Source organism: Variovorax sp. Root473, from assembly GCF_001426505.1.
Taxonomy (GTDB): domain Bacteria; phylum Pseudomonadota; class Gammaproteobacteria; order Burkholderiales; family Burkholderiaceae_C; genus Variovorax.
This window is the reverse complement of sequence record NZ_LMEV01000001.1, coordinates 346,081-369,156: the sequence shown is the minus strand read 5'-3', so window position 1 is coordinate 369,156 and position 23,076 is coordinate 346,081. Positions and strand designations below refer to the sequence as shown.

Genomic DNA, 23,076 nt, shown 5'->3' with positions numbered 1-23,076 from the left:
TCTCTGGAAGGGGGCACGGGGCCGCCACGGCGGCGGCGCCCGTGCAGGTCAGTCAGGGGGCGGGGCGCCGGCTCAGCGCGTCTGCTGGATGCGGATCAGGTTGCCCGCCGGGTCGCGCACCGCGCAGTCGCGCACGCCGTAGGGCTGATCGGTGGGCTCCTGCACGATCTCGGTGCTGCGGGCCTGCAGCCGCTCGAAGGTGCCTTCGAGGTCGGGCGTGGCCAGCAGCAGCGAGGCAAAAGTGCCCTTGGCCATCATCTCGGCGATGGTGCGGCGTTCGTCGTCGGTGAGCCCGGGCGTGGCGGCCGGCGGGTACAGCACGATGGAGGTGCCGGGCTGGCCGGCCGGGCCGACCGTGATCCAGTGCATGCCGCCATAGGCGACGTCGTTGCGCACCTCGAAGCCCAGGGTGTCGCGGTAGAAGGCCAGCGAGGCCTGCGCGTCGGTGTGCGGGAGAAAGCTCGAATGGATGCTGAGATTCATGATGGCGAGGGTCCGTGGTTGTGTCGGGCCGTCATGCTAGGTGCGAGGCGGGGTTTCGCGCTTCTCGATTCCTGATCGGGCGCGTCACCTGTTTGGCGATGCACGCCGGCATGCCCTGCGTGGCCTGCGCCGCCTCGCGCCGGTAGACGCCGGGCGACACGCCGACCAACTCGGTGAAGCGCGTGGTGAAGGTGCCCAGCGAGGCGCAACCGACCTCGAAGCAGACCTCGGTCACGCTGAGGTCGCCGCGGCGCAGCAGCGCCATCGCGCGCTCGATGCGCCGCGTCATCAGGTAGGCGTAGGGTGACTCGCCATACGCGAGCCGGAACTGGCGGCTGAGGTGCCCGCCCGACATGTTCGCGTCGCGCGCGAGCGCTTCCACGTCGAGCGGCTGTGCGTATTCGCGGTCGATGCGGTCGCGCACGCGGCGCAGCCGTGCAAGGTCGGACAAGGAGGGCTGGGGCTGCGCGACAGAGGGGCTGCGGGTCATCGGCCGGATCGTGCCATGTCCTATAGGCGTGCTCAAGCGCACACGAAGGTTCCACATCCGGTAACGAACTTCACACAAGCCAGCGCATCTGGAAACCCGATGCGCACCCAGGTGGTCTTCAATACGGTACGGGCTCGCAGCAGGCGCGCCCGACCGTACCGCTCACCCAAGGAGAACTCCGCATGACAAAAACACTCGCGCTTCTGCTGGCCGCCTCGGCCATCCTGGCTGGTTGCGTGGTCGCCCCCTACGACCGCGGGCCGCCTCCGCGCGGCCATGGCTACGACCGCGACCGTGACGGCGTGCCCAACCGCTACGACCGCGATCGCGACAACGATGGCGTGCCCAATCGCTACGACCGCCGTCCGAACAATCCGTATCGCAACTGATACCGGAACTCAAACCCCAAAAAGAAAGACCGCGAGGCTGTGTGCCTCGCGGTCTTTGTTCTTGTGCGCTGCAGGTGTGCTCGGGCAGCGCGGCGAAGCGAGCAGTCGGCCGTCGAGCTCGCGAACATGGCATAGAGCGTGGCGTTGGGCGCGCCGTTCAGCGCGGCAACGAAGTCTTCTTCATGCGTTCGACGTCGATGTCGGCGTGCCGAAACGCAGCGCGGACCGCGCCTTGGCGCGCTCCGCCTCGACGGCACGGTCGCGCGGCTCGGCCGTGGTGACCAGCGAGTCGATCAGCCGCGCGGCGGTGGTGGCCACCTCGTCGACGGCGCGTTCGAAGGCCTGCTCGTTGGCGCGCGAGGGCACGCTGAAACCGCTGAGCTTGCGCACGAACTGCAGGGCGGCAGCGCGGATTTCCTGCTCGGTGGCAGGGGGCTCGAAGTTGTAGAGGGTTTTGATGCTGCGGCACATGGCCAATGCTCCGGTCAGGCGCGGCGCGGGGGCCGCGCGGGCCAGTCTAGCGAAACAGCATCTTTTTCGCAGCGCCCGTTGAAAGGCCTCCCGGAGGCCCCGGGCCAGGCTCAACTGCCTTCGTAGAAGAACTCTTCCCGAACGATCTTGCCGTCCTTGACGGTGTACAGCGTCATCTCTTCCATCGTGAAGCGCTGGCCGGTGGGCTTCATGGTCACGTCGAAGCGGAAGCCGACGATGAAGCGGTCGTCGTGCGGCCAGGGGCCGGCCACCTGGAACGCGTGCACCTCGTGGTTGGCGACCCACCATTCGCCCTTGGCGCGGATCGCCGACAGGCCCATCGATTCGCGCGACATGCCGGGCGGCGCACTCGCCTCGACGCTGACGGCCTCGGGCGCGTACAGCGCCAGCGCTTCGTCGAAGGTCCCTGCCTTGCACAGCGTCACGAGCTTCGCGGCGATTTCCTGGGTGTTCATGCATGCTCCTTTGAAAGGGAGGGGAGAAGACGGAGGCGGGAGTTTAGACCCGGGGCGGAGCGCGGGCCAGTGGGCGCAGGCTCGCGCACAAGCTACGAATAGAGAAACGTAACCACTGTGAAATACAGAATCAGGAGGCACGCCAGGATGCCCTTGGCGTTCTTCGCGACGACGTCAACGTAGCGCGAGATGGCCTCGTCAGTGAGCCGTGCCTGCAGCGCATGTTCCGCAGGCAGAACGGCGCGCAGGAGATAGCCGCCGAAGAGGACGACCGCCACGAGGACGACCATGAGCAACAGTGGCAGAAGAAGGACCATGCGGGCTCGTGCGCAACCGCTCAGCTGAAAACGATCGCCGTCCCGTGCGCAATGCTCAGCCGCGCCGATTCATACAGAAGCAGCCACGACTCGATCTCGCGGTAGAGGCCTTCGTCCTCGCCCATGTTGTCGGCGAGCCGCGCGGCTTCTTCGTTCGACAGCTCGCCGTCCGTGAGCGTGATGCCGAGTGCGGGCGCGACCAGCACCAGTTCTTCGCGCAGGCGGTATGAGGAGCCGAGCATGCCGCCGGGCAGGTCGGTCTCGTCTTCGTGGGCAAAGATCACGTCCTCGAAGTCGATCGGCAGGTAGAAACCCTCCGCGTCGGAGTGGCACAGCAGGTGGCTTTCGAACATGCCGGCCACGTCTTCGAGCGTCTCGTCTTCGGTGGGGTCGGTGTCTTCCGGCAGCGGGGTGGCGATCCATCCGGGCGACGTCACGCGGTGCGCGTAGGCGCGGCGCAGGTAGTGGATGAACGAATAGGGCAGGCCGTCGAGCGGCGCACGGGATTCGAGCGGTGGCAAGGTACGAGGCTCCACGTGCGGCGGCAGGCCGGCTTCGGTGAGCTTACGGTTTGCGGCGGCGAAATCCGCCTCGAAGTGTTCCGCGCTCTCTGGATCGTTCTCGATCAGGTCGGCGAGGATGCCGACGGAAATGGACAGGCCCATAGGGTCCTCCTTGTTGCAATGCGCCGGACAGCGAACGTGGCGCAGTTGCGGCACGCGCGTTCGCTGTGCGGGCTGATGGTTACTTCGCCGCCTCCACCTTCACCCGCGCATTCGGCGTCTCTCCGAACATCTCGGGTGCGTACAGCGCTTCCACGCGGCTGGGCGGCAGCGCGAAGTCGCCGACGTTGTTCAGGCGCACCGTGTACTCCAGCTTCATCACGCCCTTGGCCATGTACGCGTAGTAGCTGCGGAAGGCCTCGAAGCTGCGTTCTTCGAACGCCGGCAAGGAGCCGCTCCGCTTCTCGCCCTGCGAGGCGATCTCCGAGTCGCGGCCCAGGCCGCTGCCCAGGATGGTGGCGCCGCCCGGGACCGGGTCGCTGATGACGACCCAGGTCATGTCGGTGCTGGCGTTGACCTCGATGCTCACGCGCAGCACGTCGCCGCGCGTGTACTTGCCGGCCACGGCCTGCTCGACCGGCGTGATGGTCTTCTTGAGCGCGTAGCCCGCCGCGAATGGCGCCTTCAGCTGCACGGCAGCCAGCGACTGCAGCGTGAGCCACGGCTTGCCGGTGCCCTGCTGCGTCACCAGCAGCGTGTCGCGCACCGGTGCACCGGAAGGCGATGCCGCCCACGGCAGGAACATCGTGTTGTTGCGCAGGTTGCCCGGCGAGGCGGGCGCGCCGAACATGGTGGTCTGGTTCGGGGCTCCGGACGGGTCGCTGGCCTTCACGCGCTCGACCTTGCTCCAGTCGACCTGCGCCTTCACCGCGCCGAGCGTGGCGGCCGTGACGCCGGCCACCGGGGTGCTTTCGAACACCTTGCTGAACTTCTCCAGCGCCAGTCCGCCCCACAGGTTGGCGGTGGTGGTGTGCCAGGCGCCGTTCTGCTGGCGGCCGATGAAGCCGTTGGCGAGCTTGCCGATGTCGTCCTTCCAGCTCGGGTCGTCCATCACGCTGAGCAGCAGGCGCGCGGTGTTGACGTCGCCGTTCGTCATGAGCCACCACCAGTAGTCGTCCTGCTCGGTGCTGAAGATGAGCTTGGTGCCCTGGTAGGACAGGCGCGCCTTCAGCACGTTGTTGGCTTCGTCCAGGCGCTGCTGGCGCTGCGGCACGTCGTTCACGCGCTTCAGGATATTGAGCCAGTCGATCACCGCGCTGGTGGGCCACTGGTTCGGCGCGATGGTGATGCTGCCGAGCATGCTGCCCCTGGCCTTGCCGTAGCGCGACAAGGCTTCGAGCGCGGCGAGCTTGCGCACGTCCAGGTCCTTGCGCGGGCTCCAGAACTCGCGCGTGACACGGCCTTCGACGAACGCGATCAGGCCCGATTCCATCGGTGCGCGCGCGTCGTCGGCGAGCGCGAAGGCCGGGTTGAGCTGGGCCGCCTCGTGCGTGGCCGCGAGCAGGTACGACGTGAGGATGTCGCTGCCGCGGTTGGCTTCGCCGTCGCGCGGCGGGAAATAGCTGGCCAGGCCGTCGCCGTCCAGGTAGGTCGGCAACGTGGCCAGCACGCCTTGCCACATCTTCGCGTCGCGCAGGCCGACCGCTTTGCTGGTCTTCTGCTCGAGGCAGCTGAAGGGGTAGTTGGCGAACCAGTCGCGCACGCCCGGCAGGCCTTCGGCCAGCTTGGGCTGCACCGACATCTTCAGGCCGCCGCGGCCGGGCAGGGCGTCGGCGGGCGGTGCCACGTCGAGCGTGAACGGCCCGTCGACCTGCACCAGCGTGGCTTGCTGCACGGTGAGCGGCACGGCGGGCACGATGCGCTGGCGCACCTTGAGTGCGTCGCGCGCGCCACCGACCGTGTCTTTCGCCTCGATCTCCCACAGGATGGCTTCGGCACGCGTCTGCGCGAGCTGCGCGGGCGCGGTCACGTTCCAGGCCACTTCGCGCGATTCGCCGGCCGGGATGTCGACGGTCTGCGTTTCGAGCGTGAGCAGCGTGGCGCGCGGCGTGGCTTCCACCTTCATCGGCTTTTGCGTGGTGTTGCGCAAGGTGATCTGCGCGCGGAACTGGTCGTCCTCGCGCACCAGCGGCGGCAGGCCGCTGATGATCTGCAAATCTTGCGTGGCCTGGATGCTGGCCTGGCCGGTGCCGAACAGGCTGGTGCCCGCATCGGCCACGGCCACGATCTTGAAGGTGGTGAGCGCGTCGTTCAGCGGCACCGTCACCACGGCCTGGCCGTTGGCGTCGAGCACGATCTTCGGGTTCCACACGAGCAGGGTGTCGAGCAGTTCGCGCGTCTGGCCCTTGCCGCCGCCACCGCCGGCGGGCACGGCCTTGCGACCGTAGTGGCGCCGGCCGACGATTTCCATCTGCGCGGTGGAGGTGCTCACGCCCCAGCTGCGTCGCTGCAGCATCGCGTTGAGCAGGTTCCAGCTGTCGTTGGGCATGAGCTCCAGCAGGGCCTGGTCGACCGCGGCCAGTGCCACTTCGGCGCCGGCGGCCGGCTTGCCGTCGGGCAGCTTGGCGCTGATGGTCACCTGCGCCTTGCTGCGGATCGGGTAGCTGGGTTTGTCGCTGGTGACGGTCACGTCGATCTGGTGCGCGCGCGTGCCGACGCGGATCTCGGCCATGCCCAGGCGGTAGGCCGGCTTGCTCAGGTCGACCATGGCGGTGGGCGCGACGTATTCCTTGCCTTCGTACCAGAAGGCGGTCCACCACTCGCGCGGCGCCTTGAAGCCCCAGGTGAAGAAGCTGTACCACGGCACTTCGCGCAGGCGCCCGCGCAGCGCGAGCACGCTCACGTAGGCGTTCGGGCCCCACTCGGGCTTGACCTGCAGCGAGACCGTCGGGTCCTTGCCGTCGAGCTGCACCACGTGCGTCTCGATGATGCCTTCGCGCTCCACGGCCACCAGCGCGGTGGCAAAGCGGAACGGGCTGCGCACCTGGAACTTGGCGACCTCGCCGGGCTGGTAGCTCTTCTTCTCGGGCAGCACGTCGATGCGGTCGTTGTCCTCGCCGCCGAACCACAGTTCGCCCTGCCTGGTCACGTAGACCGAGCTCACGGCGCTGGCGCTGCGGCCGTCGCTGTCGGTGGCGCTGGCAATGAGTTCGACCTCACCCGCCTCCTTCAACTCCGACTCGCACAGCAGCAGGCCGCGCGAGTCGCTCTTGCCGGTGCAGACGGTGCCGATGTCTTTTGTCTCGGTCTTGTTGTCGTAGGTGTAGAAGCCGCCCACCATGCGCTTGCGGCTGGTGGTGGTGATGCGCGCCACGGCGCGCACGTTGAGCGTCACGCCGGCCTGGGGCTTGCCCGTCAGGTCGAGCGCGAGCGCCTGGAACTTGAGCTTCTGGCTGGTCGAGACCCAGCCCTCGGTCTTGATGCCGGCAATGACCGACGCGGGCCACAGCGTCTGTGTGCTGCGAATGGTCTGCACCTCGCCGTTCGGGTCGGCGTAGGTGGCTTCGAGCAGCAGCTCGCGCGCGGCCTTCACCTTGGGCACCTTGTCGATCGTGACCTTGCCGGCGCCGTCCTTGTTCAGCGTGAGCGGCAGCTTGTCGGCGATCACGCGGGTGTCGTTCACGCTGTTGAGGTCTTCCTCGCCGGCGCCCGTGTCGGCGGCCGTGGCGGCTTCGCTGCCGTCGGAAGCGCGCGGCGGGTTGAAGCTGAAGGCGTCGTAGTCGGAAAAACTCAGGCCCTTGCCGCGCACCATGGCCGACACGCGCACCGGCAGGTTGGCGGCGCCGCCGCCGGCCACGTAGTTGATCTGCACGTCGGTGGGCACGCTCGTGGCGGCCACCAGCGGCTTCTTCTCGGTGGGCGCGATGCGGCCTTCGAGCACGGGCAGGCGGAACTCCTCGACGCGGAAGATGCCGGTGGAGAAGCTGCGGTTGTAGCCCTCGTCGCTGCTCTCACCGTCCTTGTCGCCGCTGCGCAGTTCGACCTGGTACACGCCGAGCTTGGCGGCCGGCGGAATGGCAAAGCTGTTCTCGGCGCTCAGGCCGCCGGTGGCGGTCTTGCGCCAGGCCAGCGGCTGGGTGAAGCGCTGGCCGCTGCCCATGTGGGTCACGACGAGCGTGTCGGGCCGGTTCTCCGGCAGGCCGAAGCCCTTGCTGGTCTGCGTGCGCAGCAGGCTCTTCATCGACACCGTCTCGCCGGCGCGCAGCAGCGTGCGGTCGAAGATGGTGTGGGCGATGCCGTCGGGGCGCACGTCCAGGCTGGTGGGCACGTTGAAGCGCCAGGGCTCGATGCCGCGCTGCCAGTCGCTCCAGGTGAAGGCGAGGTCTTCCACGCCCTTGTCGTCCTTGGCGCGCGCGCTCACGAACCAGGCGCTGGTCTCGTACTCGTTCGGGCCGTTGCAGCTCGGTGCATCGGGCGACACGCCGTTGAGCATCACGATGCCGCTGGCGTCGGTGGTGCCGGTGGCCACGGCCTTGCCGTCGCAGCTGGACACGCGCACCTCGGCGCCCGCCACCACCTTGCCCTTGTCGAGCGTGGTGACCCAGGCCATCGAGTTCTCGCGGCCCAGCTTGAAGTGCACGGCCAGGTTGGTGGCCAGCGCGGTGGTGCGCACGTACATCGTGCGGCCGGCGTTGTAGCGCTCGTCGAGCAGGGCCTCGCCGAGCTTCTGCGACGCGATCTCCAGCACGTGGAAGCCCGGCGTCAGCGGAATGCCGATGACCTCGAACGGCCGCGGATCGCCGCTTTCGGCCTTGGGCATGTCCAGCGCCTTCACGCCCGGCTGGCCGCCGAGAAGCGACACCATGCGGGTCTGCACGTGCGTGCGTTCGTTCCTGTCGATGACCGGGGGCAGGGCGCCCTTCACGTCGCGGCGCGCGGTGTCGCGGCTGACCGTGTAGCTGTCGTAGCGGCGCACCTTGCGGTACCACGCGATGATCTCGGCGTCGGTCTTGGGGTTGAGGTCGCTCACCTTGCCGGGCGTGAGCGCCTGCACCATGAGCTGCGGCTCCACGCGGCGCACCGTGACCGGCATCATGGCCGGGGTGTCGGGCTCGGCCAGCCGCTCGATCACGCCGAAGGGCGAGGCCGCGAACTTGGCCAGCGGCGGCATGGCGCCAGTCGCGACCTTCAGCGGGAAACTGCCGGGCGAACCCAGCGCGCGACCCGAGGCGTCCTGGAAGCCGGAAGGCAGCTCGACGGTGAACTGCGAGCTCTCGGCCAGCGGCGGGCCGAAGCTCGCGCTGTTGACCACGTCGTCGTCGCTCTGCGAGCCGCCGTCGTTCTCCAGCGTGGCCTTGATCGTCTTGCCGTCGCCCTTGAGCACGATCTGCGAGGCCACCTTGCGCGTGACCGGGGCATTGAACTGCAGCTGCATCGGGCGCAGCGGCAGGCAGGCGGCCTGTGCGTTCTCGCGCTCGCAGCTGAACGACACCGCAAAGGGCTCGCGCACCTGGTAATCGAAACGGCGTTCCGTGGCATTGGCCACGCCCGACGGCGTGGCCACGCCCTTGCCGTAGACGACCTGCACCTTGGCGCCCGGCGTGAGCGTGCGGTTGCACTGCATCGTGATGAAGCGCAGCGGGTCTTTCGCGGCCTCCTTCTCGCGGTGGAAGGCCTTCAGCAATCCGGTGCGCGCCTCGCCCTCGAGCAGCCTGGCCGGAATGCGCTCGCCGACACCGTCGGCCGCGCACCAGACGTTCTGGCGCACGCTGTCGAGCGCGGCCGCGCCGTTGAGTTCGAGCACGAACATCTGCTGCTCGTCGATGCGGGCGTAGGTGCCCGGCATGTAGTTGCGCACGAACGGGCCGCCGCTGTTGAATTGATAGCTCTCGGGTCCGGTCAGCTCACCGCCACCCGCGGGCTTGAAGGTGGGGATGCGGGTGACCGTGCAGCGCACGCCGGGCGGCAGGTCGTTCTCGAAGTCGTAGACCCAGGCCTTGGCGTCGGTCCAGCGGCCGGTGCCCTTGCCGGCCTGCGCGTTGGAGCAGCTCACGGTGAGCGGGGGCGGCGCCTTGGGGTCGCCGAAGTTGACCGCCGCCTGATCGAATTTGGCGACGACCTGGCGCACGCGCGCCACTTCGCCCTGCGGGGTCAGGCTGGTGATCTGAAGTGCAAAGCCCGGGCCTGCCGCGAGCGTGCCGGCGGCCAGAAGCAATGTCGGAATGAAACGGTTCACGGAGTTCTCCACCTTGAGGCAGCGCGCAGGGTAGCCGATTTGCATGGCGTTTCGGGAGTGCCAAGGGTCATAGGCCGTCCGTGTTTGAAGCGTGCGTTCGGTCGACGTACGCCGGTCTTCTTACAATCGCTGACGTCGTGCGTGCGCTGCGCAGACCGCCACCAAGACCTCGCCGCCGACCGAATGAAACGCTACTGGGAAATAGACGCCTTGCGCGGGCTGATGCTCGTGCTGATGACCGTCACCCACCTTCCCACGCGGCTGACCGATCCGCTGGGTCAACCTTTTGGCTTCGTCTCGGCCGCCGAGGGCTTCGTGCTGCTGTCGGCCTTCGTGGCCGGCCTGGTCTACAGCCGCATCGGCCACGTGCGCGGGGTCGACTCGATGCGCCAGGCCTTCTGGCGGCGCGTGGTCAAGGTCTACCTGTGCCAGGCGGCGATCCTGCTGTTCCTGTTCACGGTGATCGCGGCGCTCGGCGTGCACATCGACCAGCCGGCGGTCAAGAACCTCGTGTCGTACTACCTGGCGGAGCCGCGCGACGGCTTCCTGTTCGGGCTGCTGCTGGTCTACGAGCCGCCGCTGCTGGACATCCTGCCGATGTACATCTTCTTCATGCTCATGAGCCCCTGGGTGCTGGCCTTCGCCATGCGCCACGGCTGGACGCTCGTGATGGTGGCCAGCGCCACGGTCTGGGCGATGGCGCAGTTCGGGCTCAGCGAGTGGGTCTACGGGCTGGCGGTGCGCTACCTCGGCGTGCCGGTGCCGTTCCACGAGATGGGCGCCTTCAACACCTACGCCTGGCAGTTCCTCTGGTTCGCGGGCCTGTGCCTGGGCGCCAGCCGCCACGCGCCCGATGCCGGGCCGCTGCGATTTCCGGCCTGGCTGCTGGTGCTGGCGGCCGGCATCGCGCTCTACGGTTTCCATTGGCGCCACACCGGCATCAACGGCCAGGCGCCATTCGGTGGCGACGTGGAACTGAACCTGCTGTTCGACAAGTGGCAGCTCGGCCCGCTGCGCATCGTGAACCTGGTGGCGCTGGGCATCCTGGCGGTGCGCTTCGGGCCGTGGCTCATGCGCAGGATCCCGCGCCTGCACTGGCTCGAAGCCATGGGCTCGGCCTCGCTGCCGGTGTTCTGCGCGCACCTCGTGGCGGTGCTGCTGGTGCTGGCCTTCTACGGCGACAACCAGATGGCGCGGCCCTGGTGGGGCGACGGCCTGCTGCTGGCGGCGGTGTTCGCGGGGATGTATTTCGTGGCGCGTTTCACGCGCGGCGCCGACGTGCCGCCGCCGGCGGACGATGTGCCGTCGCAGCCTGCGCCGGCGTGAAAGAACTCGCCCCCAGGCTTCGCGCACTTCGTGTCGCTTCTCCTACCCCCTACCGGGGCGACACCTGCAGCCCGGCAAAGCCGGTTCCGCGGTGTCTCCCGAATGAATCGCGTCGGCTGTCGGCTCAGGGCTGTACCGCAGGCGGCATCGGAAGATGCGGCGCCACCACCGACTGCCACAGGCGGTAGCCCTCGTCCGTCAGGTGCAGCCGGTCGCCACGGAACAGCTCCGGGCGTGGCCGTCCATCCGCGCCGAGCATCGGCGTGTGGATGTCGATGTACTCGCTGTTGGGCAGCAGGTTCAGGTAGGCCGAGATCACGTGGTTGGTCTCGCGGATCTGCGGCATGAGCTGCTCGCGCGACGGGCTGGGCTTGACCGAGATGAAGCTGATGCGCGCGTCGGGCAGCTCGGCGCGCACCGCGTTGGCAAAGCGCGCGAAGCTGTCCAGCACCTGCAGCGGCGTGCGGCCTTCGGCCAGGTCGTTGTCGCCCGCATAGAGCACCACCTGCCGGGGCTTGTAGCGCACCACGAGGTCGCGTGCGAACAGGGCGCAGTCGGCCAGCGTCGAGCCGCCGAAGCCGCGGTTGACGATGCCGCCCGGCACGCGGGAAAAATCCTGCGACAGGCGGGTCCACATGCGCACCGTGGAGCTGCCCACGAACACCACGCCGCCCGGCGCCGGAAAGCGCTCCTGGTCGGCGCGCGCGAAGGCGGCCAGTTCGTTGTGCCAGCGGGCCTTGGCGGCGAGGTAGGCGGAGGTGGTGTCGGCGGCCGCGGTGCCGTCGGCTTCGTAGGGGAAGGCGGCGGCTGCGGTCTGGGCCTGGGCGGTGAAGGCAGCGGTTGCAAGAAGCAGCAAGGCGGCGGTGGCCGCCAGTGCGGATTTCATCGAAGGCATCGGAAAGAAGACGAAAGCGGAGAAATCAGGACAGGGTCAGAGCGTTTTTTCGATCAGCGGGCCATGGAACAGCACCGGCCCGGTCGGGCCGCCCGCGCTGGGCACGCCGCCCTTGGGCTCCAGGCTGATCGCCAGCGCCGGCACGCGCACATCGGATTCCGAGGCGGCCAGCCGCAGCGCCGGTGCATTGTCGAGCACGCCGAGCGAGCGCGGCGCGCCGCCGGGCGGCAGGGCCCACAGCTGCAGCGACTTGTCGGTGCCTTCTCGGAAGTTGCCCACGCGCTGCAGCACGAGCTGCTTCTTCTTGGGATCGAAGGTCACGAGCATGGAGGCGGCGGCCTTGTCGTCGGACAGCACGGCCACGTACTGCACGGCGGGCGCGTTGATGAGTTGCTCGCGCAGGTTCACGCCCACGCCCACGGCCAGCACGGCCACGAGCGCGCCGGCCGCAGCCGCGCCGCGCCACAGCGCGAGGCTGCGCAGCCAGCCGCCAGTGGTGGTCGTCGACGGTGCGGTGAGGGGCATGGCGGCGTCGCGCTGCCGCGCAAGGGCCTGCTGCGCCTGCTCGGCGTCGATCAGGTTGCGGATGCGGGTCCAGACGGCCGGGTCGGGCGTGACGGGCTGCTGCAGTTCGGTCATGCTGGCCAGCCGGCCCTGCCAGACCAGCGCGGCGGCGCGCACGGGCGCCTGCTCGCGCGCCAGGGTTTCGAAGCGGCGGCGGGCGCCGCCGCGCAGTGTGCCGAGCGCATGGCTCGCGGCCAGCAGTTCGAGCAGCTCGGGATGGGCAAGGAGGTTCATGGGGCGGTCCTCGGGATCAGGCGAAACGGCCCATGCAGGTGCGCAGCTTGTCGAGCCCGCGCCGGATCCAGGTCTTCACGGTGCCCAGCGGCAGCTTGAGCTGTTCGGCCAGTTCGCTGTGGCTCAGCTCGCGCAGGTAGGCCAGGCTGACCACCTCGCGCTGGCGGCCCTCGAGCTGGCTCAGGCACTGGTGCAGCGCCCAGGCCTGTTCGCCCGCATCGGCCATGTCGGCCGGGTTGGGCGTGTCGGATTCGAAGGTGTCGGCCATGAGCTCGTCGAATTCCTGCGTGAGCTGGGCGCGGTCGGCGGTGCGTCGGCGCAGCAGGTCGAGCGAGCGGCTGCGCACGATGAGCCCCAGCCAGGCCATCGGCGGACTCAGCGAGGCGCGGTAGTCGGCGGCCACGCGCCAGACGGTGAGGAAGGATTCCTGCAGCACGTCTTCGGCCCATTCGCGCTGGCGCACCACGCGCATCGCCAGCCCCATGAGGCGGGGCGAGGTGCGGTCGTAGAGCTGCCGCAGGGCGGCTTCGTCGCGATGGCCGATCCGGTCGATCAGCGCCATCAGTTCGGCGTCGGGGCTGGGTGCGGTCATCGGCGGATTGTGGGGCATCGGTGCGCATGCCCAAGGTACGGCCCGACGGTGCGGGCGGATTCAATCGCACCCGGCGTGAATCCAACGGGCCTTGCGCTGCGTACAGGGGGACGGGGAGGCGTCGACATGCAGAACTCCAGACGGCGGCCCTTTCTTTTTTTCACCATCGATCAGACACCGAGGAAACGACCATGCACATCCGCACCCTGACCGTCCTGGCTTCCACCACCGCAGCGGCGCTTGGCCTGGCCGCCTGTTCCGGCATGGGCGCCAAGCCCCTGCCGATGTTCTCGCAGGCCAGCCTGCCCGACGCCGTGAAGGTGCCCGCTGGCCACCGCGTGGCCATGGAAACCGTGGGCGCGGGCGACATCACCTACGAATGCCGCGCCAAGGCCAACATGCCGGGCCAGCATGAATGGGTGTTCGTCGGCCCCGACGCCAGGCTGATGGACCGCGCCGGCAAGCAGGTCGGCAAATACTATGGCCCGCCCGCCACCTGGGAGAACGCCGACGGCTCGAAGGTCACGGCCACGCAGGTGGCGGTGGCGCCGAACGGCACCGGCAACATTCCCCACCAGTTGGTGAAGGCCAATCCCGCCACCGGCATGGGCGCCATGCAGGGCGTGAGCTACATCCAGCGCGTCGCCACGCAGGGTGGCGTGGCCCCCGCCGCCGCCTGTGGCGCCACGAACATGGGCCAGAAACAGGTCGTGAAGTACCAGGCCGACTACATCTTCTACCGCGCCGGCTGACGCGCCAAGAGCCCTCATCCCGCCGCCGTCTGGAAACATTCGGCAACGTATACTGCGCCGCAAAACGGAGCGGGACCGCGTGCGCGCGGGGGCGGGAATGAAGCAAATTGCGATCGTGATCGCGCTCTGCGTGGGCGCGTGGTTCTTCTTTGTCGGCGGCCGCAAGCTCGACGAGGCGATGGTGCGCGACTACTACCAGAAGGACGCCCACGCCATCTACTCGCGCGACGCCGACGCGATCTGCAAGAAGCTCAGCCGCAAGGCGGTGATCGAAAGCAAGGTCACGGCGATGGGCCGCACCGTCGAGACCACGCAGAACCGCGACGAAGCCTGCGACTCGGTGAAGGAAAACGTCGAGCTGTTTCGCACCGTCGGCGACCGCATGGGCGGCATCCTCACCATCGAGTACGACTACCACATCGACAGCATCGAGGTGGCGACCGACCGCAAGAGCGCGACCGTCACGGGCACCAGCGTGCTGAAGATGGGCGAGTCGGTGCTGCAGTACAAAAGCAATTTCACCCAGCGCCTGGAGCGCGAACTCGGCCAGATGCGCCTCGTGCATTCCAGCGGCGTCACCGTGGTGCGCCTGGGCGGCGCGGGCGCGATGAGCCAGAGCGATTTCTTCCGCAAGTAGCCGCAGCCGCAGAACAGGCCCCGCCATGATCGACCGCGACTCCCTGCCGCCGCCCCCGCCGTTCTGGCACCGCCTCAACAGTTTCTTCGCCTTTCCGCTCCAGCTGCGGCCGCTGGCCTACGGCCTGGTGCTGTCGTTCTGCAGCCTGCTGTTCGAGGCCGTGTTCTTCCTGCCCGATGCGCTGGCCTTCGTCGTCATCGAGGTCGGCATCATCCTGGCGGCCAGCCGCTACGGCTTCAAGGTCATTGCGCTGGGCGCGCGCGGCATCCGCGACTCGGCCGACTTCGGGCGCGAATCGAGCGACGAGTGGACCTACCTGCCGTGGAAGCTCTTCGCCATCTCGCTGGTGCAGACGATGCTCATCGGCTGGCTCGCCTGGTACGAGCCGGTGCTGGGCACGGTGGGCCTCTTCATCATGTCCTTCACCTTCCCGGCGGCGGTGATCGTGCTGGTGCAATCGGGCAGCTTCTTCCAGGCCATGAACCCGGGCTACGTGATGGACGCGATGCGCACCATCGGCTGGCCCTATGCGCTGCTGTGCTTCTTCCTGTTCCTGCTGAGCACGGGCGCGCAGGTGGCGATCTCGATGGTGCTGCCGGTGTTCGACGGGCGCATCGTGTTGCCGATCGTCAACTTCGCGTTCATCTACTTCGGCTGGGTGATGGCCAGCCTCCTGGGCTACGTGATGTACCAGCACCACGACGCCTTCGGCATCGACCTCGCGCCTGGTGCGGGCGCCGACGACGGCGCACCCGCCGACCGCCGCACGCCCGCACAGATCGCCGCGCAGCGCACCGACGCCGAGGTGGCGCAGTGCATCACCGACGGCGACCTGGCCGCCGCGCTGGGCATCGCCTACGAGGCGCAGCGCACCGCCGACGCCGACGACCTGGCCGCGCAGCGCCGCTACCACCGCGTGCTGGCGCTCATGCCCGACAAGAAGGACACGCTGTTCGACCATGCGCGCCGCTTCATTCCGCTGCTGATGCGGCGCGACCTCGCGTCGGACGCGCTGAAGGTCTTCAAGGCCTGCCGCGCCATCGACAAGAGCTTCGTGCTCGACGACCCGGCCATGGTCATCGCCATGGCCCGCGCCGAATGGCGCGGCGGCGACGCCCACGGCACGCTCGCGCTGCTGTCGGGCTTCGACAAGCGCTTCCGCGGCCACGCGGCGATTCCGCAGGCCTACGAACTCGCGGCCCGCGCGCTGGTGCAGGGGCTCGGCCGCACGGACATGGCGCAGCCGATCCTTACGACGCTCGAGGCGCGCTACCCCGAGAGCGAGCAGACACAGGAAGTGCGCTGGCTGCTGCGGCCGGCGGCCTGAGAGAGGGCCGGCCCGCGGATCAGGGCAAAATTCCGCACGCCGCGCCGGCCGGACCTGCGGACCTGCCTCCCATGCCGCCCCTTTCGCCCGAACCGTCTCTTCCTGCTTCCTCTTCGTCTGCATCGCCGGCGCGTTCCCGCCGCCGCGCGTTGGTGGCCTGGGCGGGCGCCGTAGCGCTGGCGCTGCTGCTGATCGCCGCGGCCGGCCAGTGGGCCGCGCGGCGCGAGGCGAACTTCCAGGCCGACTCGATCCGCCGCGCCATGGAAGTGCACGTGCTCGGCCTGCGCGACGCCGCCGGCAAGTACGGCTACCTGCCGTTCACCGCCGGCATGCATCCCGACGTGCTCGCCGTGCTGGCCCATCCGCAGGACCCCGCCGCGCGGCAGCGCGCCAACCACCACATCGAGGAAGTGAACCGCCTCGCGGGCTCCGACGCGCTGTACCTCACCGACCCGCAGGGCCTCACGCTGGCCGCGAGCAACTGGGCCACGCCGCAGAGCTTCGTGGGCGAGTCGTACGCCAACCGGCCGTATTTTCTCGACGCGCGCGCCGGGCGGCGCGGCCTGTTCTACGGCGTGGGCCAGACCACGGGCGAGCCGGGGCTGTTCATGTCGGCGCCGGTGCGCGCCGAGGGCGGAGGCGAGGTGCTGGGCGTGGTCACCGTCAAGGTCAGCCTGCGCCAGCTGCACGACGCCTGGGCCTTCGTGCGCGACCCGATCCTGCTGACCGACGCGCGCGGCATCGTGTTCCTGAGCTCGGTGCCGGGCTGGATGTACCAGGCCACGCGGCCGCTGAGCCCCGCCGACCTGGCCGGCATCGCGCACGACCAGCAGTACGGCACGCGCACCCGCTTCGCGCCGCTGCCATGGCGCGTCACGCACCTCGAAGATTCGCCGGGCTACCTGGTGCGCACGACGGTCGGCGGCAAGGCGCGCCGCTTCCTCGCGGTGGACGAGCCCTTGCCCGACCTGGGCTGGACCCTCACGGTGATGGCCGACCATGCCGAAGTCACCCGCGCGCGCGAGCGCACCTGGATGCTCGGCCTGCTGGGCGCCGGCGTGCTGCTGCTGGGCGCGCTGTACTGGCGGCTGCGCGAGCGCCGCTTCGCCGAGCAGCGCGACGCGCGGCGCGACCTGGAGCTGCGCGTGCGCGAGCGCACCCACGAGCTCGACCAGGCCCACGCCTTCCGCAAGGCGATGGAAGACTCGCTGCTCGTCGGCATGCGCGCGCGCGACCTGCAGGGCCGCATCATCTACGTCAACCCGGCCTTCTGCGAAATGACCGGCTACGGCGCCGACGAGCTGCTGGGCCGGCTACCGCCGTACCCCTACTGGCACCCCGACGACGTGACGCAACACTGGTTCCGCTACGAGGCCATGATGAGCGGGCAGCCCGCGCGCTCCGGCTTCGAGTCGCGCCTGCGGCATCGAGACGGACACGAGGTCATCACCATGGTCTACACCGCGCGGCTCATCGACGCCGACGGCCGCCACAGCGGCTGGATGAGCTCGGTGGTCGACATCACCGAGCAGAAGCGCGCCGAGCTGCGCCAGCGCCAGAACGACGAGCAGCTGCAGCACGCGCAGCGCCTGGCCAGCCTGGGCGAGATGGCGTCCACGCTGGCCCACGAACTCAACCAGCCGCTGATGGCGCTGAGCAATTTCGCCAGCGCCGCCAAGGCCTTCGCCGAGCAGGGCAACCAGCCGCTGCTGGCCAGCAGCCTCGACGAGACCGTCGCGCAGGCCAAGCGCAGCGCCGAGATCGTGCGGCGCATCCGCGGCTTCGTGCGCCAGCGCACCGCCGGCACCGAAGACTGCGCCGTGGCCGCGCTGGTGGCCAACGCGCTGGCGCTGCTGCAGGGCGAGATGCGCCAGCGGCAGGTGCGCGCCGAAGTGCGCGTGGCGCCCGCGCTACCGCCCGTGCGCGGCGACCGCGTGCTGCTCGAGCAGGTGCTGCTGAACCTGCTGTCGAACAGCCTGCAGGCGATGCAGCAAGGCACGCCGCCCGAGCGGCGCGTGGTCGAGGTCGAGGCCGAGCTGCGCGAAGGGCGCGTGCACATCCGCATCGCCGACCACGGCCCCGGCATCGACGCCGCGCTGGCCGAGCAGGTCTTCGCGCCCTTCTTCACCACCAAGGCCGGTGGCCTCGGGCTGGGCCTGAACATCTGCCGCACCATCGTGGAGGCCCACCGCGGCCGCTTGTCGTTCGCCGACCGACCCGGCGGCGGCACGGTCTTCACCCTCGAACTGGAGGCTTCCCCGTGAACGCACCCCTGCTTGCCAACCACCTGTGCGTCGTCGACGACGACGAGGCCGTGCGCCGCTCTTTGGGCCTGCTGCTGCTGTCGCGCGGCCACGCGGTGCAGGCCTTCGCCTCGGGCGAGGCCTTCCTGGCCGGCGCCGACCTGCAGCGCCCGGGCTGCGCCATCCTCGACCTGCGCATGGAAGGCATGAGCGGCCTGCAGGTGTTCGACGCGCTGCGCGCCCAGGACAGCCCGCTGGTCGTGATCTTCCTGTCCGGGCACGGCGACATCCCGATGGCGGTCGAGGCGGTGCAGAACGGCGCCTTCGGCTGGCTGGAGAAACCCTGCAACGACGAGCGCCTGCTCGACAGCATCGCCAAGGCGCTGCAGAAGGCCGAAGAAATCGCCGTGCGCCGCCAGGCCCGGCAGGCCGCGCAGGCGCTGTGGGCCAAGCTCACGCCGCGCGAGATGCAGGTCGCCCGGCTCGTCGCCGAAGGCCTGCCCAACAAGCGCATCGCCCAGGAGCTCGCGCCGCTGGAACTGCGCACCGTGGAAACGCACCGGGCCCACATGTTCGCGAAACTGGGTTTTTCGAGCAGCCTGGAGCTCGACCGCTTCCTGCGCGAGCATGGTCTCTAGAACTTAGGGTTTACCCCTGCGTACGGGTACGTAGCCCGGCGGCGGGGGCCTACGGACGACAGCGCGCCCCCGGCGGACCAGACTCCCCGGCACGGCTTTCCGCGGGCTTCGCGGGGGCTGCAGCCAGAGACAAGGACCCCCGCATGACCGCCATTGCCAGCAGCAGCACGAGCGCCGGCGCTTCCAGCCCGGACGCGACCCGCGACACCACCCCCTACACCTTCGAGGAAAAGCGCAAGCGCATCTTCGCGATCTTTGCCGCCTCGTCCGGCAACCTGGTGGAGTGGTTCGACTTCTACGTCTACGCCTTCTGCGCGATCTACTTCGCGCCCTCGTTCTTCCCCAAGTCGGACCCGACGGTCCAGCTGCTGAACACCGCCGGCGTGTTCGCCGCCGGTTTCCTGATGCGCCCGATCGGCGGCTGGCTGTTCGGCCGGCTGGCCGACCGCAAGGGCCGCAAGACGTCGATGGTGACCTCGGTCGTCATGATGTGCGTGGGCTCGCTGGTCATTGCCTGCCTGCCCACCTACGCGCAGATCGGCGCCTGGGCGCCCGCGCTGCTGCTGGCCGCGCGCCTGCTGCAGGGCCTGTCGGTCGGTGGCGAGTACGGCACCACTGCCACCTACATGAGCGAAGTGGCCATGCGCGGCCAGCGCGGCTTCTTCTCGTCGTTCCAGTACGTCACCCTGATCGGCGGCCAGCTGCTGGCCGTGGTGGTCGTGGTGGTGCTGCAGCAGGTACTCGACGAGGCCGAGCTCAAGGCCTGGGGCTGGCGCATTCCCTTCGTGCTGGGCGCTGTGGCCGCCATCGTGGCACTGATGCTGCGCCGCACGCTGACCGAAACCGCCAGCACGAAGACCCGCGCCGCCAAGGGCGCCGGCAGCGTCGCCGAACTGTTCAAGCACCACAAGCGCGCCTTTCTCGTGGTGCTGGGCTACACGGCCGGCGGCTCGCTGATCTTCTACACCTTCACCACCTACATGCAGAAGTACCTGGTGAACTCGGCCGGCATGTCGATCAAGACCGCCAGCAACGTGATGACGGCTTGCCTGTTCCTGTACATGTGCATGCAGCCGCTGTTCGGCGCGCTGTCGGACCGCATCGGTCGGCGCAGCAACATGCTGCTGTTCGGCGCCCTGGGCATGCTGATGACGGTGCCCGTGCTGAGCAACCTGCAAAGCGTGGGCAGCCCGCTGATGGCCGGCGTGCTGATCACGCTGGCGCTGGCGGTGGTGAGCTTCTACACCTCGATCAGCGGCATCGTGAAGGCCGAGATGTTCCCGCCCGAAGTGCGCGCGCTGGGCGTGGGCCTGTCGTACGCGGTGGGCAACGCCATCTTCGGCGGCAGCGCCGAGTACGTGGCGCTGGGCCTGAAGTCGATCGGCCACGAGTCGTACTTCTACTGGTACGTGACGGCGATGATGGGCGTGGCCTTCCTGGTCAGCCTGCTGCTGCCGAAGCAGGCGACGTACCTGCACAACGACAAGTAAGCGCAGCGCGCTTCACCCCCGAACCTGCGAACCCGGCCATGTGCCGGGTTTTTTCATGCGCGCTGCAGGGTGCGCGTGACCATGTCGTTGGGCGCCAGCCGCAGCAGGTGCGGCAGCAGGCCCAGGGCGCGATCGCGTTCGCCCGCATGCAGCAGGCCGTTGGCGCACACCGAGAGCGTGTCGGCCAGCTCGGGGTGGTCGGGCGCGGTCTTCAGCAGGATGCGGCAGAGCGTGTCGGCGTCGCCGAACTGGCGGATGCGCGCGAAGCGGCGCGCCAGCCGGGCCATGTCGTCGGGCTTCAGGCGCACGCCCGGCCTGGCCTGGTCGAGGTAGGTCGTGAAGCTGCTGTGCTGCAGTGCCAGCGTGTCGGCGTCGGTGGCGGGCAGGCGGAAGATGCGGCGCGCGGCCTGGTGGAAGTCGTCGCTGGCGGGCTGCAGGCGCGCGGTGTGGAACCAGGCGCGCAGCGTGTCGGTGTCGCCGGGGCGCAGGGCGGCGGCGGCGCGCCATTCGGCACACGCGGGCTCGAACTTCATTGCCGCCGACAGCTTGCGCGCGGCGGCCACGTGCTGCGCGAAGCGGTGGTCGTCGGTCACCATTTCCGACTTCACGGTCTCGGGCGTCTTCACGCGGCCCAGCCACATGGCGCCGGCCATCAGTGCGGCGCCTGTCAGCAGACCGCCCAGGTGGGCCATGTAGGCGATGCCCTGGCCGCCGATCCAGTGCTGCACCAGCTCGTTGGCGATCCAGGCCGGCAGCAAGAGCAGGGCGGGCGCCGTGACGTAGTTGAAATAGAAGAACAGCTGGTAGAAGAAGCGGATGCGCCGCAGCCGGTACATCACGGCGTACATGCCCATCAGCGCCGAGATCGCACCCGAGGCGCCCAGCCCGTAGCCGCCCTTGCCCGCGTAGGCCCAGCCGGCCAGCAGCGACGCGCCCACGGCGCCGAGCAGGTAGAAGCCCAGGTAGGTGCCGCGCCCCAGCGCCAGTTCGACCGAGAAGCCGAACAGGAAGAGGAACAGCATGTTGCCCAACAGGTGGCCGGTGCTGCCGTGCAGGAAGGCGGCGGTGAGCCAGGTCCAGGGCTTGAACTCGGCGTCCTTGCCGTAGTCCTGCGACCAGCGCGCAGTGAAAGGCGCGGGCAGCATCGCCTCGTACTGGCGCCGGTCGCGCTGCCACTCGGCGTACTGTGGGTTCGTGGGGGTGACGACCTCGTCGGCGCGCAGTTTCTTCAGGAAGGGCTTGTCGTTCTGCAGGCCTTCGAGCAGCTGCGGGTAGGCCTCTTCATGCCGCAACGCGCGGCGTGCCATCTTGCCGCGCTTGGGGTCCGTCTTTTCGAGCCATTCGACGAAGGGCGGCAGTTCCAGTTCGGGCAGCACGCTCTGCACATAGAACTGCGCAGCGCGCTCGCGCCCGTTCTCCTCGCTGCGCTGCGGCCCCCAGAACACGAGCATGTTCAGGAGGATCAGCAGCACCGTCATCCACGGCGGGTTGCGCCAGCTCGGCCTGTTTTCGAGCGGGATGGCGTAGAACATGAAGCGCGGCCCTCGGTGGTGCGGCCGCGGGCTTCAGCCGAGACGGGCGCGGTGGCGGGCGACCTGGGCCTTGACCTGCGCGGGCGCGGTACCGCCCAGCACGTTGCGCGCATTGAGCGAGCCGCGCAGGCTCAGCACGTCGTACACGTCCTTCTCGATGTTCGGGTTGAACTGCTGCAGCACCGACAGCGGCAGCTCCGACAGGTCGACCTGGTGCGAGGTGGCAGCCTTCACGGCGTGGGCCACGGTTTCGTGCGCGTCGCGGAAGGGCAGCCCCTTCTTCACGAGGTAGTCGGCCAGGTCGGTGGCGGTGGCGTAGCCGCGCAGCGCCGCGGCTTCCATGGCCTCGGGCTTGACGGTGATGCCGCCGATCATCTCGGCAAAGATGCGCAGGGTGTCCTTGAGCGTGTCGACGGTGTCGAACAGCGGCTCCTTGTCTTCCTGGTTGTCCTTGTTGTAGGCCAGCGGCTGGCCCTTCATGAGCGTGATCAGCGCCATCAGGTGGCCGACCACGCGGCCGGTCTTGCCGCGCGCCAGCTCGGGCACGTCGGGGTTCTTCTTCTGCGGCATGATCGACGAGCCCGTGGTGAAGCGGTCGGCGATGTTGATGAAGCTGAAGTTCTGGCTCATCCAGATGATGAGTTCTTCCGAGAGGCGGCTCACGTGCACCATGCACAGGCTGGCGGCGGCGGTGAACTCGATCGCGAAGTCGCGGTCGCTCACGGCGTCCAGGCTGTTCTGGCAGACGCTGTCCATCTTCAGGGTGCGCGCCACGAGCTCGCGGTCCAGCGGGTAGCTGGTGCCGGCCAGGGCGGCGGCGCCCAGCGGCAGGCGGTTGACGCGCTTGCGCACCTCGCCCATGCGCTCGGCGTCGCGGCTGAACATTTCCACGTAGGCCAGCATGTGGTGGCCGAAGCTCACGGGCTGCGCCACCTGCAGGTGGGTGAAGCCGGGCAGGATCACCTCGACGTTCTTCTCGGCGATGTCGACCAGCGCCTTCTGCAGGTCAACCAGCAGGTCGCCGATGAGGTCGATCTCGCCGCGCAGCCACAGGCGCACGTCGGTGGCGACCTGGTCGTTGCGACTGCGGCCGGTGTGCAGGCGCTTGCCGGCATCGCCCACGAGCTGGGTCAGGCGGGCCTCGATGTTCAGGTGCACGTCCTCGAGGTCGAGCTTCCACTCGAAGGCACCGGATTCGATCTCGCCGCGGATCTGCGCCATGCCGCGCTCGATGGCGGCGTGGTCCTGCACGCTGATGATGCCCTGGGCGGCGAGCATGCCGGCGTGCGCCAGCGAGCCCTCGATGTCGGCCTGCCACAGGCGCTTGTCGAAGAAGACGCTGGAGGTGTAGCGCTTCACCAGGTCGCTCATCGGTTCTGAGAACAGGGCCGACCAGGCTTCGGATTTCTTGTCGAGTTGGTTTTGGGTCATGGGAGCCGTCCAGGAAGGCAATAATGGGTTGGTCACCCGATGGATCTGATG

General features: G+C 68.9%; 20 protein-coding genes. 8 read left to right on the top strand and 12 right to left on the bottom strand.

Translation table 11 applies throughout. From position 1 onward, the window contains the following. Window positions 1–72: 72 nt before the first annotated feature. Entirely contained in the window at window positions 73–483 is a 411-nt protein-coding gene (locus ASD34_RS01755) for a VOC family protein (protein ID WP_056572179.1), read from the bottom strand. A 31-nt stretch (window positions 484–514) separates the two neighbouring features. Then, window positions 515–973, bottom strand: a complete 459-nt coding sequence (locus tag ASD34_RS01750; protein WP_056572177.1) for a helix-turn-helix transcriptional regulator — start codon at window positions 971–973, stop codon at window positions 515–517. A gap of 182 nt (window positions 974–1,155) precedes the next feature. Between ASD34_RS01750 and ASD34_RS01745 the strand changes: the two genes are divergently transcribed. After that, the gene (locus tag ASD34_RS01745; protein WP_056572175.1) at window positions 1,156–1,362 is read left to right on the top strand and encodes a hypothetical protein; all 207 of its coding nucleotides are present in this window, start codon (window positions 1,156–1,158) and stop codon (window positions 1,360–1,362) included. 180 nt (window positions 1,363–1,542) lie between these two features. Here ASD34_RS01745 and ASD34_RS01740 read toward each other — a convergent pair whose 3' ends face one another. From ASD34_RS01740 to ASD34_RS01720, 5 genes are all read right to left on the bottom strand, one after another. After that, window positions 1,543–1,833, bottom strand: coding sequence for a DUF2277 domain-containing protein (locus tag ASD34_RS01740; RefSeq protein ID WP_056572172.1), 291 nt, complete (start codon window positions 1,831–1,833; stop codon window positions 1,543–1,545). Window positions 1,834–1,943: 110 nt separating this feature from the next. Next, a complete protein-coding gene (locus ASD34_RS01735; protein WP_056572170.1) occupies window positions 1,944–2,309 on the bottom strand; it encodes a nuclear transport factor 2 family protein in 366 nt (121 codons plus the stop codon). Between the two features lie 92 nt (window positions 2,310–2,401). Further along, complete coding sequence (locus tag ASD34_RS01730; protein ID WP_056572168.1) at window positions 2,402–2,626, bottom strand: hypothetical protein; 225 nt, start codon at window positions 2,624–2,626, stop codon at window positions 2,402–2,404. Between the two features lie 20 nt (window positions 2,627–2,646). Continuing rightward, window positions 2,647–3,345 (bottom strand): hypothetical protein, encoded by a 699-nt coding sequence (locus ASD34_RS01725; protein WP_235509938.1) that lies wholly within the window; start codon window positions 3,343–3,345, stop codon window positions 2,647–2,649. Between the two features lie 25 nt (window positions 3,346–3,370). Then, on the bottom strand, window positions 3,371–9,364 hold the full coding sequence (locus tag ASD34_RS01720; RefSeq protein WP_056572462.1) for an alpha-2-macroglobulin family protein: 5,994 nt from the start codon (window positions 9,362–9,364) through the stop codon (window positions 3,371–3,373). 183 nt (window positions 9,365–9,547) lie between these two features. On the opposite strand from ASD34_RS01720, the gene opgC reads away from it, so the two are divergent. Further along, window positions 9,548–10,690 carry an OpgC domain-containing protein gene (gene opgC / locus ASD34_RS01715; RefSeq protein ID WP_056572165.1) on the top strand — a complete coding sequence of 381 codons (1,143 nt, stop codon included), beginning with the start codon at window positions 9,548–9,550 and terminating at the stop codon, window positions 10,688–10,690. Between the two features lie 124 nt (window positions 10,691–10,814). Here the strand turns inward: opgC and ASD34_RS01710 are convergent, their stop codons facing one another. From ASD34_RS01710 to ASD34_RS01700, 3 genes are read right to left on the bottom strand one after another with little or no spacing between them, the layout of a single operon-like run. Further along, window positions 10,815–11,576, bottom strand: a complete 762-nt coding sequence (locus tag ASD34_RS01710) for an SGNH/GDSL hydrolase family protein (protein WP_056572460.1) — start codon at window positions 11,574–11,576, stop codon at window positions 10,815–10,817. A 45-nt stretch (window positions 11,577–11,621) separates the two neighbouring features. Then, on the bottom strand, window positions 11,622–12,383 hold the full coding sequence (locus ASD34_RS01705; protein WP_056572163.1) for an anti-sigma factor domain-containing protein: 762 nt from the start codon (window positions 12,381–12,383) through the stop codon (window positions 11,622–11,624). Window positions 12,384–12,399: 16 nt separating this feature from the next. Continuing rightward, complete coding sequence (locus ASD34_RS01700) at window positions 12,400–12,975, bottom strand: RNA polymerase sigma factor (protein ID WP_235509937.1); 576 nt, start codon at window positions 12,973–12,975, stop codon at window positions 12,400–12,402. 191 nt (window positions 12,976–13,166) lie between these two features. Between ASD34_RS01700 and ASD34_RS01695 the strand changes: the two genes are divergently transcribed. The 6 genes from ASD34_RS01695 to ASD34_RS01670 all read left to right on the top strand — a co-directional run bounded on the left by ASD34_RS01695 (window position 13,167) and on the right by ASD34_RS01670 (window position 20,062). Next, window positions 13,167–13,727, top strand: a complete 561-nt coding sequence (locus ASD34_RS01695; RefSeq protein ID WP_056572159.1) for a DUF3455 domain-containing protein — start codon at window positions 13,167–13,169, stop codon at window positions 13,725–13,727. A 97-nt stretch (window positions 13,728–13,824) separates the two neighbouring features. After that, window positions 13,825–14,364 carry a hypothetical protein gene (locus ASD34_RS01690; protein WP_056572157.1) on the top strand — a complete coding sequence of 180 codons (540 nt, stop codon included), beginning with the start codon at window positions 13,825–13,827 and terminating at the stop codon, window positions 14,362–14,364. Window positions 14,365–14,389: 25 nt separating this feature from the next. Beyond that, window positions 14,390–15,691, top strand: a complete 1,302-nt coding sequence (locus tag ASD34_RS01685) for a hypothetical protein (protein ID WP_056572155.1) — start codon at window positions 14,390–14,392, stop codon at window positions 15,689–15,691. Between the two features lie 71 nt (window positions 15,692–15,762). Then, window positions 15,763–17,955 (top strand): sensor histidine kinase, encoded by a 2,193-nt coding sequence (locus ASD34_RS01680; protein WP_157609602.1) that lies wholly within the window; start codon window positions 15,763–15,765, stop codon window positions 17,953–17,955. After that, entirely contained in the window at window positions 17,952–18,572 is a 621-nt protein-coding gene (locus tag ASD34_RS01675; RefSeq protein WP_056572153.1) for a response regulator transcription factor, read from the top strand. The genes ASD34_RS01680 and ASD34_RS01675 overlap by 4 nt, the downstream gene beginning before the upstream one ends. Window positions 18,573–18,715: 143 nt before the next feature. Then, window positions 18,716–20,062 carry an MFS family transporter gene (locus ASD34_RS01670; protein ID WP_056572151.1) on the top strand — a complete coding sequence of 449 codons (1,347 nt, stop codon included), beginning with the start codon at window positions 18,716–18,718 and terminating at the stop codon, window positions 20,060–20,062. Window positions 20,063–20,115: 53 nt separating this feature from the next. On the opposite strand, the gene ASD34_RS01665 is transcribed toward ASD34_RS01670, so the two are convergent. Further along, on the bottom strand, window positions 20,116–21,594 hold the full coding sequence (locus tag ASD34_RS01665; protein WP_056572149.1) for a rhomboid family intramembrane serine protease: 1,479 nt from the start codon (window positions 21,592–21,594) through the stop codon (window positions 20,116–20,118). Window positions 21,595–21,627: 33 nt separating this feature from the next. Next, window positions 21,628–23,025, bottom strand: coding sequence for an argininosuccinate lyase (gene argH, locus ASD34_RS01660; RefSeq protein ID WP_056572148.1), 1,398 nt, complete (start codon window positions 23,023–23,025; stop codon window positions 21,628–21,630). Window positions 23,026–23,076: the final 51 nt, after the last annotated feature.

Excerpts from the sequence above, each read along its gene's own strand:
- ASD34_RS01755 (WP_056572179.1), bottom strand. The coding sequence starts at position 483 with ATGAATCTCAGCATCCATTCGAGCTTTCTCCCGCACACCGACGCGCAG.
- ASD34_RS01750 (WP_056572177.1), bottom strand. The coding sequence starts at position 973 with ATGACCCGCAGCCCCTCTGTCGCGCAGCCCCAGCCCTCCTTGTCCGAC.
- ASD34_RS01745 (WP_056572175.1), top strand. The coding sequence starts at position 1,156 with ATGACAAAAACACTCGCGCTTCTGCTGGCCGCCTCGGCCATCCTGGCT.
- ASD34_RS01740 (WP_056572172.1), bottom strand. The coding sequence starts at position 1,833 with ATGTGCCGCAGCATCAAAACCCTCTACAACTTCGAGCCCCCTGCCACC.
- ASD34_RS01735 (WP_056572170.1), bottom strand. The coding sequence starts at position 2,309 with ATGAACACCCAGGAAATCGCCGCGAAGCTCGTGACGCTGTGCAAGGCA.
- ASD34_RS01730 (WP_056572168.1), bottom strand. The coding sequence starts at position 2,626 with ATGGTCCTTCTTCTGCCACTGTTGCTCATGGTCGTCCTCGTGGCGGTC.
- opgC (WP_056572165.1), top strand. The coding sequence starts at position 9,548 with ATGAAACGCTACTGGGAAATAGACGCCTTGCGCGGGCTGATGCTCGTG.
- ASD34_RS01710 (WP_056572460.1), bottom strand. The coding sequence starts at position 11,576 with ATGAAATCCGCACTGGCGGCCACCGCCGCCTTGCTGCTTCTTGCAACC.
- ASD34_RS01705 (WP_056572163.1), bottom strand. The coding sequence starts at position 12,383 with ATGAACCTCCTTGCCCATCCCGAGCTGCTCGAACTGCTGGCCGCGAGC.
- ASD34_RS01700 (WP_235509937.1), bottom strand. The coding sequence starts at position 12,975 with ATGACCGCACCCAGCCCCGACGCCGAACTGATGGCGCTGATCGACCGG.
- ASD34_RS01695 (WP_056572159.1), top strand. The coding sequence starts at position 13,167 with ATGCACATCCGCACCCTGACCGTCCTGGCTTCCACCACCGCAGCGGCG.
- ASD34_RS01690 (WP_056572157.1), top strand. The coding sequence starts at position 13,825 with ATGAAGCAAATTGCGATCGTGATCGCGCTCTGCGTGGGCGCGTGGTTC.
- ASD34_RS01685 (WP_056572155.1), top strand. The coding sequence starts at position 14,390 with ATGATCGACCGCGACTCCCTGCCGCCGCCCCCGCCGTTCTGGCACCGC.
- ASD34_RS01680 (WP_157609602.1), top strand. The coding sequence starts at position 15,763 with ATGCCGCCCCTTTCGCCCGAACCGTCTCTTCCTGCTTCCTCTTCGTCT.
- ASD34_RS01670 (WP_056572151.1), top strand. The coding sequence starts at position 18,716 with ATGACCGCCATTGCCAGCAGCAGCACGAGCGCCGGCGCTTCCAGCCCG.
- ASD34_RS01665 (WP_056572149.1), bottom strand. The coding sequence starts at position 21,594 with ATGTTCTACGCCATCCCGCTCGAAAACAGGCCGAGCTGGCGCAACCCG.
- argH (WP_056572148.1), bottom strand. The coding sequence starts at position 23,025 with ATGACCCAAAACCAACTCGACAAGAAATCCGAAGCCTGGTCGGCCCTG.